The following is a 12,766-nucleotide window of genomic DNA, read 5'->3' as shown; positions in this document are numbered from 1 at the left end:
GGCACCCCGACATGTCATCGCCGCTGCACAGGCATCTCCCGGCACCGGTGCGCAACCACCTCTCCGCGCTGCGGATGCTGCTGGTGATCACCGTCGTCACGGGACTGATCTACCCGCTGGCCGTGACCGGCGTCGCCCAGGCGCTCTTCCACGACCGGGCCAACGGTTCGCAGATCAGGACCGACGGCAAGGTGGTCGGTTCCAGTCTCCTCGGACAGAGCTTCGACCTGCCCAAGAAGAACCCGGACGATCCGAACGAGGCGCCGCGTCCGGATCCCAAATGGTTCCAGCCGCGGTTCTCGGCGAGTGGGTACGACCCGACGCTCACCGGCGCCTCCAACCTCGGCCCCACGAATCAGGAGTTGGTGAAGACGATCGAGCAACGCCGGGCCGAGATCGCAAAGTTCGACGGCGTGGACCCGGCCGCGGTCCCCGCCGACGCAATCACGGCGAGCGGCTCCGGACTCGACCCGCATATTTCGGTCGCCTACGCGAAACTCCAGATCGCCCGGGTCGCCGAGGCGCGGGGTCTGGACGAGGCAAAGGTGAGGAAGCTGGTCGACGACCACGTCCAGGGCCGCATCCTCGGTTTCCTCGGCGAGGAGCGGGTGAACGTGGTGGAGCTCAACCAGGCCCTGAGTACGTTGGGCTGACCTGGAGGAGCCCCCATGGAAGAGGCCAGCGGGCCGGCCGGCACAGGCGCCGACCGGCCCGGCAGGCTCACGGTCTATCTGGGTGCCGCCCCAGGCGTGGGCAAGACCTACCGGATGCTCGACGAGGGGCACCGCAGGGCGGAGCGGGGCACGGACGTGGTGGTCGGATACGTCGACTGCCACGGCCGCCACCGCACGGAGCAGATGCTGCGCGGGCTTCTGGTGATCCCGCGCAGGGTGCGGCCGTACCGGGGTCATCTCTTCGGCGAGATGGACGTGGACGGACTGCTGACCCTGCGCCCCGAGGCGGCCCTCGTCGACGAATGCGCGCACGCCAACGTTCCCGGCGGCCGCAACGCAAAACGCTGGCAGGACGTGAGGGATCTGCTGGAGGCCGGTATCGACGTGGTCACCACGGTCAACGTGCATCATCTTCAGTCCCTGTCCGACGTGGTGGAGAGGATCACGGGCGTGGCAGCCCCGGAGACGGTGCCCGACGGCCTCGTGCGCCGGGCCGATCATGTCGAACTCGTCGACGTCGAGCCGGAGGTGCTGCGCCGCCGCCTCGTGCACGGTGACATCTACCCGCCGGAGCTGATCGACTCGGCCCTCACGCACTTCTTCCGCCCGGGCAACCTCGCCACGTTGCGCGAGCTGGCGGCGCTCTGGGCGGCGAACCGGAAGCTCGACGCCGCGGACGCAGTGCCCGCACCGTTCGTGTCTCCCGCCGCCAACCTCCGGACACTCACTGCCCTCCGGTCGGGCGGGCTGTTCACGCGACCGAGGCCCGTCGCACTGGGAGACGTCCTGCCTTCCGCCGTCCACACGGTCCGGGCCGCGACCGGGATCGACGCATGCGTCGAGGTCCGGGGCGTGGCGAACGTGCCCGCCGTGTTCGCCGACCCGGAGCTCCTGGAGCGGGTGGTGAGCACACTGCTGCACTACACGATGCGCGAGGCCCCGCCCGGAGCCACGGTCCTCCTCAAGGCCCGCACGTCAGCGCGACGCGACCACGTGAACCTGCTGTTCAGCACCGGGACCGCGACCGTGGTGGCCGCGACCGCCGACCCGCGGTCAGGGGACGGCGGTCCTGCCCGCCTGGCTCTCGCCCTGACTCAGGCTCTCACCGCCGTGCTGCGGGGCACCGTCACCCCTGGGCTCACGCCCGGAGGCGAGCCGGCCCTGACACTCTCCCTGCCCGTAGGGCCCGGCCCGGACGACGCCGGGCGAACACCGTGACACGGCTCCCGAGCGTGGAGGACGGCCCGAGAGACACGTCAGAAGATCGCCAAGATGGGTTCCGGGAGGTGCACTCAGTCCCCGACCGGGAGTGAGATGGAGGGCGGACTTCGTACCGTGCGAGAAGACGACAGGAGCCATGAACGATTCGGCCACTCCAACGGCTTCCGGGCGTCCCCGGGTGGTTGTCGGCGTGAGCGGTTCGCCGGGCAGCATCGCCGCGCTGCGCCGGGCGGCCCGGGAGGCACAGCGCACCGACGCCGAACTGTGGGCGGTGGCCGCTTGGGACGTGCCCGGTGGCGACGTCACGGCAGGGCGCTCCTCCGCCCCGCCTCTCCTGGTCGAACAGCGTGAGCGGCGCGCCTTCGTGGCGTTGCTCGACGTGGTCGACCGGCTCTTCGGCGACGGTGGTCCGGGGGTGCCCGTCCATCTCGCGGTCGGCCGGGGTCCGGCCGGCCGCGTCCTGGTCGAGACCGCCGACCGGGAGGACGACCTCCTGGTCGTCGGAGCCGGGCGGCGAGGCCGCCTGCGTCGTCTCTTCTCCCGCTGCGTAAGCCGCTACTGCGTCGACCACGCCGTCTGCCCCGTCCTCGCGGTACCGCCGTCCGCGCTCGAAGCCGTGCTGGCCGCGGCACGCCGCAGAAGGATCTGGCGGCTGCGCCTGGACGTCGGACGGCTGAAGGAGGAGCACGCGCCCGGTGCGGGGCCCGGGGCGTAGGGCGCGGCGCACCGGCGGCATGTCATCGGCCGACGACCCGGTCGGCGGGTGGTCGGCCGATGAGATGCCGCCGGTGGTGGCAACTCGCCCCGGCGGCCTACGTCGTGGCTGTCGTAGCGGGCGCAGAGGGCTGTGGTGCCCGCTGTTCCGCCACCGGCAGGGTGAGCACCATCGTCAGACCGCCGCCCGGGGTGTCCTCGGCGTCGAGCGTGCCGCCGACGGCTTCGGCGAAGCCGCGGGCCACCGCGAGGCCGAGTCCCACGCCGGCGCCGCGCGGCGCGTCGCCGTAGCGCTGGAAGGGCTCGAAAATGCGTTCCTTGGCCTCGTCCGGTACCCCCGGGCCCCGGTCGACGACCCGCAGTTCCACACGGCTGCCGAGGGCGCTCGCGGACACCAGCACGGGTTCGCCCTGCGGGCTGTACTTGACGGCGTTCTCCACGAGGTTGGCGACCACGCGCTCCAGCAGTCCCTTGTCCACCGAGACCATCGGGAGGGTCTCCGGGATGTCCATCTCGACGCTCGCGTCCGGTACCCCGCCCAGCGCGATCGGAACGACCTCGTCCAGATCCACCTCACGGATGATCGGGGTGACGGTGCCGGTCTGCAGGCGCGACATGTCAAGGAGGTTGCCGACCACGTGGTCGAGGCGGTCGGCGCCTTCCTCGATCGCCTCCAGGAGATCCGCGTGGTCCTGTTCGGACCACTCGACGTCATCCGAACGCAGCGAGGTGACCGAGGCCTTGATGCCCGCCAGCGGGGTGCGCAGGTCGTGGCTGACCGCCGCCAGCAGGGCGGTGCGGATCCGGTTGCCCTCGGCGAGGGTACGGGCCTGGTCGGCCTCCTCCCGCAAGCGTCGCCGGTCCAGGACGACGGCGGCCTGGGCCGCAAAGGCGGCCAGCACCCGGCGGTCCTCTGCGGGCAGCACACGGCCCGTCAGGGCGAGCGCCATGTGGTCCCCCACGGGCATGTCCACATCGGCTTCCTCGGGGCACGGCGAAGGCCGCGGCCCCACACTGCCCGCGCAGGTCCACGGCGCCACGTCGCTCTGCCGCTCCAGCAGCGCGACCGACTCCATGCCGAAGGTCTCGCGCACCCGTTCCAGCACGGCTTCCAGGCTGGTCTCACCCCGCAGCACGTTCCCCGCGAGGAACGAGAGGATCTCCGACTCGGCGCGCAACCGGGCGGCCTGCTGGGTGCGCCGGGCCGCCAGGTCCACCACCGAGGCCACCGACAGGGCTACGCCGACGAAGATCGCGATGGCCACGATGTTCTTCGGGTCGGCGATGGTCAAGGTGTGGACGGGAGGGGTGAAGAACCAGTTCAGCAGCAGCGAGCCCACCACCGCGGAGGCGAGGGAGGGCACCAGCCCGCCGAGCAGTGCCGCCGCCACCGTCAGGGACAGGAACAACAACATGTCGTTGGCGAGGCCGACTTCGGGCGAGACGCTGGTCAGCAGGAAGGTGAGGAGAGCGGGCCCGAGCACGCCCACCAGCCAGCCCCAGATGATGCGCACCCGTCCGAGCCGCGCGACACGGGGTGCCGGCAGTCCGCGTCCCTTGCCCACCTCGGCGTGCGTGATCAGGTGGACGTCGAGGTCGGGGCCGGACTCCCGGGCCACCGTCGCGCCGACGCCCGGCCCGTAGACGTACTGCCAGGCCTTGCGGCGCGAGACGCCCAGCACGATCTGGGTGGCGTTGACACCGCGCGCGAAGTCCAGCAGCGACGCCGGGACATCGTCCCCGACCACATGGTGGAAGGTGCCGCCCAGGTCCTCGACCAGGGTGCGCTGGACGGCGAGTTCCTTGGGTGAGGCCGAAGTGAGGCCGTCGCTGCGGGAGATGTAGACGGCCAGCACCTCGCCGCCGGCGCCCTTCTCCGCGAGCCGCGCCGCGCGGCGGATCAGGGTCCGCCCCTCCGGACCGCCGGTGAGCCCGACCACGATCCGCTCGCGCGAACCCCAGATCTCCGACACCTGGTGCTCACTGCGGTACGCGTTCAGGTACTCGTCGACCCGGTCCGCCACCCACAGCAGGGCCAACTCGCGCAGTGCGGTGAGGTTTCCGGGCCGGAAGTAGTTGGACAGGGCCGCGTCGACCTTGTCCGGCTTGTAGATGTTGCCGTGCGCCATCCGGCGGCGCAGCGCCTGGGGCGACATGTCGACCAGCTCGATCTGGTCCGCCCGCCGCACCACTTCGTCCGGCACCGTCTCCTGCTGCCGAATGCCGGTGATCGACTCGACGACGTCGCCGAGGGACTCCAGGTGCTGGATGTTGACGGTCGAGACCACATCGATCCCGGCGGCCAGCAACTCCTCGACGTCCTGCCACCGCTTGGCGTTGCGCGACCCGGGGATGTTCGTGTGGGGCAGTTCGTCGACCAGCGCCACCTGAGGCCTGCGCGCCAGGACGGCGTCGATGTCCATCTCGGTGAAGGTGGTGCCCCGGTACTCCAGCTCCTTGCGCGGTATCTGCTCCAGTCCGTGCAGCATCACCTCGGTGCGGGGCCGGTTGTGGTGCTCGACGAACGCGACCACGCAGTCGGTGCCGCGTTCCACGCGCCGGTGTGCCTCGGACAGCATCGAGTAGGTCTTGCCGACACCGGGTGCCGCACCGAGGTAGATCCGAAGCTTGCCGCGTGCCATGTTCATCCTTCGAAGCGGTAACCCATGCCGGGTTCGGTGATGAGGTAGCGGGGGTGCGAGGGGTCGGATTCCAGTTTGCGGCGCAGTTGGGCCATGTAGACCCGGAGGTAGTTGGTTTTGTTGCTCTGGGAGACCCCCCAGACCTCCTGGAGCAGGTACTTCTGTGTGACGAGCCGCCCGGGGTTGGTGACCAGGATCTCCAGCAGGTGCCACTCCGTCGGGGTCAGCCGCACGTCCCGTCCGCCCCTGGCGATCCTCTTGGCGAGAAGGTCGATGGTGAAGTCGTCCGTCTCCACCCGCGTCGTCCCGGGCGTGAGCGGCACGTCCTCCGTCCGGCGCACGGCGGCCCGCAGCCGGGCCATCAGTTCGTCCATGCTGAACGGCTTGGTGACGTAGTCGTCGGCCCCGGCGTCCAGCGCGGCGACCTTCTCGTCGGACGCCTGACGGGCCGACAGCACGAGGACCGGGACGCGGGTCCAGCCGCGCAGCGCCTTGATCACGTCCACGCCGTCCATGTCGGGCAGACCGAGGTCCAGTAGCACCACGTCGGGCTGGCGCGCGGCCGCCAGACGCAGAGCCGTCGCGCCGTCGGGTGCCGCGTCCACCCCGTACCGGCGCGCCTGCATGTTGATCACAAGGGCCCGTACGAGTTGCGGGTCGTCCTCCACCACCAGCACCCGGGTCATGACTGTGCCTTTCGTGTCGTGCGTGGAGCCATGAAGCCGACTGTGCCGAACCGGCTTCATGGCTGCGGGAGTCGGCGCCGGGATGCCTCCCGGACCGCCGACTCCCGCTAGGGCCGTAACGCCATCAGCTCTTGGACACGAGACCCTTGAGCGCGATGTTGAGCTCGAGGACGTTCACCCGGGGCTCCCCGATGAAGCCGAGGGTACGGCCGTCGGTGTGGTCCTTGACCAGCTTCTCCACCTGGGCGATGGGCAGACCGTTCTTCTCGGCGACGCGGTGGACCTGGATCTCCGCGTACTGCGGGGAGATCTCCGGGTCCAGGCCGGAGCCGGAGGACGTCACCGCGTCGGCGGGGACGTCGGACGGCTTGACGGTGTAGCCGCCGACGGAGTTGTCCTTGACGACCGCGGCCTTGGCGTCCTTGACCCACTTGATCAGGTCGGCGTTGTCACCGGAACGGTTGGTGGCGCCGGACAGGATCAGCTTGTACTGGGTGTTGACGCTGTTGGCGCCGAGGCCGTTCTGCGGACGGCCCTGGAACCACTTCAGGTCGGGGTCCGGGGTCTCCTGCCCCTTCTTCAGCGGCAGGTTGTACGCCTGACCGATCAGCGAGGAGCCGACGACCTTGCCGTCCGCCTTGATCTCGGAGCCGTTCGCCTTGTTGTTGAACAGCCCCTGGGCGATGCCGGTGACGACCAGCGGGTAGATGACGCCGGTCACCAGGGTCAGCACGAGGAGGGCGCGCAGGCCCGCCCCGAGCAACCGGGCGGTGTTCGAAACGGAATTGTTCATCGCGATCAGCCGATTCCGGGGATGAGGGAGATGATCATGTCGATGATCTTGATGCCGATGAAGGGGGCGATCAGGCCGCCGATACCGTAGATCCCGAGATTGCGGCGCAGCATCTTGTCGGCGCCCACCGGCCGGTACTGCACGCCCCTGAGGGAGAGCGGCACCAGCGCGATGATGATCAGCGCGTTGAAGATGACCGCGGACAGGATCGCCGAGTCCGGGGAGGACAGCTGCATGATGTTCAGCTTGTTCAGGCCCGGGTAGACCGCCGCGAACAGCGCCGGGATGATCGCGAAGTACTTCGCGACGTCGTTGGCGATGGAGAACGTCGTCAGCGCGCCACGGGTGATCAGCAGCTGCTTGCCGATCTCCACGATCTCGATCAGCTTGGTCGGGTTGGAGTCGAGGTCGACCATGTTGCCGGCCTCCTTGGCGGCCGACGTACCGGTGTTCATCGCCACGCCGACGTCCGCCTGCGCCAGGGCCGGGGCGTCGTTGGTGCCGTCACCGGTCATCGCGACGAGCTTGCCGCCCGCCTGCTCCCGCTTGATCAGCGCCATCTTGTCCTCGGGAGTAGCCTCCGCGAGGAAGTCGTCGACGCCCGCCTCCTCGGCGATCGCCTTGGCGGTCAGCGGGTTGTCACCCGTGATCATGACCGTGCGGATGCCCATGCGCCGCAGTTCGTCGAACCGCTCCCGCATGCCGTCCTTGACGACGTCCTTGAGGTAGATGACGCCCAGCACGCGGGCACCCTTGTCGTCCTTGACGGCGACCAGCAGCGGAGTGCCGCCCGCCTCGGAGATGCGGTTGGCGATCGTGTCCGCGTCCTCGGCGACGGAGCCGCCCTGCTCCTGCACCCAGGCCATGACCGAACCGGCCGCACCCTTGCGGATCTTGCGTCCGTCCACGTCCACACCCGACATACGGGTCTGGGCGGTGAAGGCGATCCACTCGGCACCGGCCAGCTCGCCCTGGTGACGCTCGCGCAGACCGTACTTCTCCTTCGCCAGGACGACGATGGAGCGGCCCTCGGGGGTCTCGTCGGCCAGCGAGGAGAGCTGGGCGGCGTCCGCGACCTCGGACTCGGTGGTGCCCCTGACGGGGAGGAACTCGGCGGCCTGGCGGTTGCCGAGCGTGATGGTGCCCGTCTTGTCGAGCAGCAGCGTGGAGACGTCGCCCGCAGCCTCGACCGCACGGCCGGACATCGCGAGGACATTGCGCTGGACCAGGCGGTCCATGCCCGCGATACCGATCGCCGACAGCAGGGCGCCGATCGTGGTCGGGATGAGACAGACCAGCAGGGCCACCAGCACGACCATGGTCAGGTGCGTGCCCGCGTAGTTCGCGAGCGGCGGCAGCGTGGCACACGCCAGGAGGAAGACGATCGTCAGCGACGCCAGCAGGATGTTCAGCGCGATCTCGTTCGGCGTCTTCTGCCGGGACGCGCCCTCCACCAGGCTGATCATCCGGTCGATGAAGGTCTCGCCCGGCTTCGTCGTGATCTTGATGACGATGCGGTCGGACAGCACCTTCGTACCGCCGGTCACCGCGGACCGGTCACCGCCGGACTCGCGGATGACGGGGGCCGACTCACCGGTGATCGCCGATTCGTCGACGGACGCGACACCCTCGATGACGTCGCCGTCACCGGGAATGATGTCACCGGCCTCACAGACGACCAGGTCACCGATCTTGAGGTCGGTACCGGGCACCCGCTCCTCGGTCTTGCCGTCCTGCAGCAGCCGGCGCGCCACCGTGTCGGTCTTGGCCTTGCGCAGGGTGTCGGCCTGCGCCTTACCGCGGCCCTCGGCGACGGCCTCCGCCAGGTTGGCGAAGATGACGGTCAGCCACAGCCAGGCGCTGATCGCCCAGCCGAACCAGTCGCCCGGGTCCTTGAAGGAGAACACCGTGGTCAGGATGGAGCCGACCCACACCACGAACATCACGGGGGACTTGATCATCACCCGCGGGTCGAGCTTGCGGAAGGCCTCCGGCAGTGACTTGATCAGCTGTTTCGGGTCGAAGAGGCCCGCGCCGACACGGCCCTCGGCGGTCTTGTGCCCGGTGGGTACGTCGCTGTGCGGCGCCCGGGTCGGAGTGGCTGTGGACACTGTGTCCTCTTGCTTCTCTATGCGAGTGGTCATGACGCCAGCCCCTCGGCCAGCGGACCCAGCGCCAGCGCCGGGAAGTACGTCAGACCGGTGATGATCAGGATCGCGCCCACCAGCAGACCGGTGAACAGCGGCTTCTCGGTGCGCAGGGTGCCCGCGGTGACCGGGACCGGCTTCTGCTCGGCCAGCGAGCCGGCCAGCGCCAGGACGAACACCATCGGCAGGAAGCGGCCGAAGAGCATCGCCAGACCCAGGGTGCTGTTGAACCACTGGGTGTCCGCGTTCAGACCGGCGAAGGCCGAGCCGTTGTTGTTCGCGGCGGACGTGTAGGCGTACAGGATCTCGCCGAATCCGTGCGCCCCGCTGTTCGTCATCGAGTGCGCCGGGGTCGGCAGGGCCATCGCGAACGCGGTGAACACCAGGACCAGCGCCGGGGTGATCAGGATGTATATGGCCGCAAGCTTGATCTCGCGGGAGCCGATCTTCTTGCCCAGGTACTCGGGCGTACGGCCGACCATCAGACCGGCGATGAACACCGCGATGATCGCCAAGATCAGGATGCCGTACAGACCGGAGCCCGTGCCACCGGGGGCGATCTCGCCCAGCATCATGCTGAGCATGGTGATGCCGCCGCCGAGGCCGGTGAACGAGGAGTGGAACGAGTCCACCGCACCGGTCGAGGTGAGGGTGGTCGCCACGGCGAAGATCGACGAGCCGCCTACGCCGACCCGGACCTCCTTGCCCTCCATCGCACCGCCGGCGATCTGGAAGGCCGGGCCGTTGTGCGCGAACTCGGTCCACATCATCAGCGCGGTGAAGCCCACGAAGATGGTGCCCATGGCCGCGAGGATCGCGTAGCCCTGCTTGACCGAGCCGACCATGATGCCGAACGTGCGGGTCAGCGCGAACGGGATCACCGTCAGCAGGAAGATCTCGAAGAGGTTGCTGAAGGGCGTCGGGTTCTCGAACGGGTGGGCGCTGTTCGCGTTGAAGTAACCGCCGCCGTTGGTGCCCACCTCCTTGATGGCCTCCTGCGAGGCGACCGCGCCGCCGTTCCACTGCTGCGAGCCGCCCGTGAACTGGCCGACCTCGTGGATGCCGGCGAAGTTCTGGATGGCACCGCAGGCGACCAGGATGACCGCGGCGACCACGGCCAGCGGTACGAGAATGCGGATCGTGCCGCGGACCAGGTCGGCCCAGAAGTTGCCCAGGTCACCCGTGCGCGAGCGCGCGAAGCCGCGCACCAGCGCGACGGCGACGGCGATGCCGACGGCCGCGGAGACGAAGTTCTGAACGGCCAGACCGGCGGTCTGCACGACGTGGCCCATGGCCTGCTCGCCGTAGTACGACTGCCAGTTCGTGTTGGTCACGAAGGACACGGCGGTGTTGAACGCCTGGTCCGGGTCGATGGCCTGGAAGCCGAGCGAACCGGGCAGGACACCCTGGAGCCGCTGCAGCAGGTAGAGGAAGAGGATGCTGACCGCGGAGAAGGCGAGCACACCGCGCAGGTACGCGGGCCAGCGCATCTCCGTGTTGGGGTTGGCACCGATGCCCTTGTAGATCCACTTCTCGACGCGCCAGTGCTTGTCGGAGGAGTAGACCTTGGCCATGTAGTTGCCGAGGGGGACGTAGCAGAGCGCCAGTGCGGCGATCAGGGCGAGCAGCTGGAGCACGCCTGCAAGTACGGGACCCATGTCGTTTCTCAGAACCTCTCCGGGAAGATCAGGGCGAGGACGAGATAGCCCAGCAGGGCGACGGCCACGACCAGACCGACAATGTTCTCGGCAGTCACAGCTTCGTCACCCCCTTGGCGACGAAGATCACCAGCGCGAAGCACGCGATCGTGGTGACGACGAAGGCCAGATCGGCCATCGTGAACTCCTGGGTTGAGGTTCGTTGGACAAGGACGGTTAAGAGAAACAGCCCCCTGGCCGGTTTCGACTTCCGTTGACGGGTCCCTTACGGCCCCCTGCACGCCTTTGACGGGACTCTTACGGCGGCTGCCGTGACCTGCGGGGAGGCGGCGCCGTCCCGTTCGGAAATTCGTCAGAACAGCCGGAAGCGCAGCCTGCAGATGACCGCGTCGGTCTCCCGTCGCACGGCGTGCGCCACGAGGGCTCCCCGCTGGTTCTGCAGCAGGCGCTGCCACAGCCGCTCCGGCTCCGCCTCCGGGATCAGGACGGTCACTCGAGTGGCCGGTTCACTCACGCAGACCTGACGGACGTACGCGGCGATGGGGCGCCCGATGGAGCGGTGCGGGGAGGTCAGCCGGACCAGCGGCACACCGGGGTCCCACTCGGCCCAGGCACGCTCCAGGGCGTGCATCTGGGCGCGGTCCTCCGGGTCGGGGCAGCAGACGGTGACGGCGCGGACCTCGTCGCCGAGCGAGGCGGCGGTCGTCAGGGCCTCGGAGGTCAGGCGGGACAGCGAGGAGACGGGCACGACCACGACCGAGCGGTCCCGGTGCGGGGTCTCGGGGATGCGGCCCAGGCCAAGGCGCTCACCGATCCGGGTGTAGGCGCGGTGCACCGTCTCGAAGGCGAGCACCAGCACAGGCACAGCGATCACGACCAGCCAGGCGCCGTCGGCGAACTTGCTCGCCGTGACGACCACGCCGGCGACGCCGGTCAGCAGGGCGCCGAATCCGTTGAGCAACGCCTTTCCGCGCCATCCCGGCCCCCGCTCCCCGCGCCAGTGCCGGACCATGCCGACCTGGGCGATGGTGAAGCCGATGAACACGCCGATGGCGAAGAGGGGCACCAAGGTGTTGGTGTCACCGCCCGAGAACACCAGCAGCCCGGCGGAGACCAGGGCGAGGGCGAGCACGCCGTGGCGGTGCACCTGCCGCTCGGCTTTCAGGGCGAAGACGTGCGGCAGGTAGTTGTCACGGGCCAGCAGCTTCAGCAGAACGGGAAGGCCGCCGAAGGAGGTGTTGGCGGACAGGGCCAGCAGGATCATCGTGGCGAACTGGATGACGTAGAACGCCCAGTTGTGGCCGAACGAGGCGTCGGCGAGCTGGGCGAGCACAGTGACGCCCTCGACCGGCTGGAGGTGGAACCTGGAGATCAGCACCGACAGGCCGATGAGCATCACGCCGAGCACGGCGCCGAGGGCGACCTCGGCCCGCTGGGCACGCTTGACGCGCGGCACCCGGAAGGAGGGGACGGCGTTGGCGATGGCCTCGACGCCGGTCAGTGCGGCACAACCCGAAGCGAAGGCTTTCAGCAGCAGCAGGGCGCCCACGGTGGACGCGTTGTCCGCGAGGACCGAGGCGTGCCCGGCCGCGGAGAAGGTGCTCGCCGGCGCGGACCGGAACAGACCGACCAGGATCAGCACGAAGATCGACCCGACGAACACGACGGTCGGCACGATGAACGCCTTCGCCGACTCCACGATGCCGCGCAGGTTCACCGCCGTGATCACTGCGAGCACCGCGAGGCACAGCCACAGCCGGTCGTCGTACAGGGCCGGGAAGGCGGAGGTCAGGGCGGCCACGCCGGCCGTGACCGCGACGGCGACGTTCAGCACGTAGTCCAGCACCAGGGATGCGGCCGCCACCAGGCTCGTCCGCGCGCCCAGATGCGTCTTGGCGACGGCGTACGAGCCACCGCCGTCCGGGAAGGCCGCGATCACCTGCCGGTAGGAGGCGACGAGTACGGCCAGCAGTCCGGCGATGGCCAGCGTGACGGGAAGCGTGAAGCCGAGGCCGTGCGCGCCCGCGGCGGCCAGCACGAGGACGATCGCCTCGGGTCCGTACGCCACCGATGCCATCGCGTCCAGGGACAGCGCCGCCAGGCCCGTCGTGGCGGTGAGCCGGTGACGCTCGCCGGTATCGGGCGGTTCCTCGTCGGCCGGTACGGCGCCCGGGTCGGCGGTCAGAACGGACATCGGCGGTTGCTCCTTCGTGCCGGATCGACATCCGCGC

At 69.5% G+C, this 12,766-nt stretch carries 9 protein-coding genes and 1 pseudogene; 3 read left to right on the top strand and 7 right to left on the bottom strand.

What is annotated here, in order from left to right; genetic code table 11:
• Positions 1-11 precede the first annotated feature (11 nt).
• The 3 genes and pseudogenes from kdpC (at position 12) to ACQEXA_RS45910 (ending at position 2,610) form a co-directional block, all read left to right on the top strand.
• Entirely contained in the window at positions 12-653 is a 642-nt protein-coding gene (gene kdpC / locus ACQEXA_RS45920) for a potassium-transporting ATPase subunit KdpC (protein WP_432924907.1), read from the top strand.
• A 15-nt stretch (positions 654-668) separates the two neighbouring features.
• Positions 669-1,334, top strand: a pseudogene (locus ACQEXA_RS45915) (histidine kinase); the annotation flags it as partial.
• Between the two features lie 697 nt (positions 1,335-2,031).
• Positions 2,032-2,610, top strand: coding sequence for a universal stress protein (locus ACQEXA_RS45910; protein WP_432924909.1), 579 nt, complete (start codon positions 2,032-2,034; stop codon positions 2,608-2,610).
• Positions 2,611-2,707: 97 nt separating this feature from the next.
• Here the strand turns inward: ACQEXA_RS45910 and ACQEXA_RS45905 are convergent, their stop codons facing one another.
• The 7 genes from ACQEXA_RS45905 to ACQEXA_RS45875 all read right to left on the bottom strand — a co-directional run bounded on the left by ACQEXA_RS45905 (position 2,708) and on the right by ACQEXA_RS45875 (position 12,729).
• Positions 2,708-5,251 carry an ATP-binding protein gene (locus ACQEXA_RS45905; protein WP_432924911.1) on the bottom strand — a complete coding sequence of 848 codons (2,544 nt, stop codon included), beginning with the start codon at positions 5,249-5,251 and terminating at the stop codon, positions 2,708-2,710.
• A 2-nt stretch (positions 5,252-5,253) separates the two neighbouring features.
• Entirely contained in the window at positions 5,254-5,937 is a 684-nt protein-coding gene (locus ACQEXA_RS45900) for a response regulator (RefSeq protein WP_432924914.1), read from the bottom strand.
• A gap of 124 nt (positions 5,938-6,061) precedes the next feature.
• On the bottom strand, positions 6,062-6,730 hold the full coding sequence (locus ACQEXA_RS45895) for a potassium-transporting ATPase subunit C (RefSeq protein ID WP_432924916.1): 669 nt from the start codon (positions 6,728-6,730) through the stop codon (positions 6,062-6,064).
• Positions 6,731-6,735: 5 nt separating this feature from the next.
• Entirely contained in the window at positions 6,736-8,874 is a 2,139-nt protein-coding gene (gene kdpB, locus ACQEXA_RS45890; RefSeq protein WP_432924918.1) for a potassium-transporting ATPase subunit KdpB, read from the bottom strand.
• On the bottom strand, positions 8,871-10,535 hold the full coding sequence (gene kdpA, locus ACQEXA_RS45885; protein ID WP_432924920.1) for a potassium-transporting ATPase subunit KdpA: 1,665 nt from the start codon (positions 10,533-10,535) through the stop codon (positions 8,871-8,873). Before kdpA ends, kdpB begins: the two co-directional genes overlap by 4 nt.
• Positions 10,536-10,543: 8 nt before the next feature.
• Positions 10,544-10,633: a K(+)-transporting ATPase subunit F gene (kdpF, locus tag ACQEXA_RS45880; RefSeq protein ID WP_016434100.1), complete on the bottom strand. Its 90-nt coding sequence runs from the start codon at positions 10,631-10,633 to the stop codon at positions 10,544-10,546.
• Between the two features lie 254 nt (positions 10,634-10,887).
• Positions 10,888-12,729, bottom strand: coding sequence for an APC family permease (locus ACQEXA_RS45875; protein WP_432924922.1), 1,842 nt, complete (start codon positions 12,727-12,729; stop codon positions 10,888-10,890).
• Positions 12,730-12,766: the final 37 nt, after the last annotated feature.

Source organism: Streptomyces sp. CA-106110 (genome assembly GCF_050936285.1).
Taxonomy (GTDB): domain Bacteria; phylum Actinomycetota; class Actinomycetes; order Streptomycetales; family Streptomycetaceae; genus Streptomyces.
This window is presented reverse-complemented; position numbering and strand designations above follow the sequence as displayed.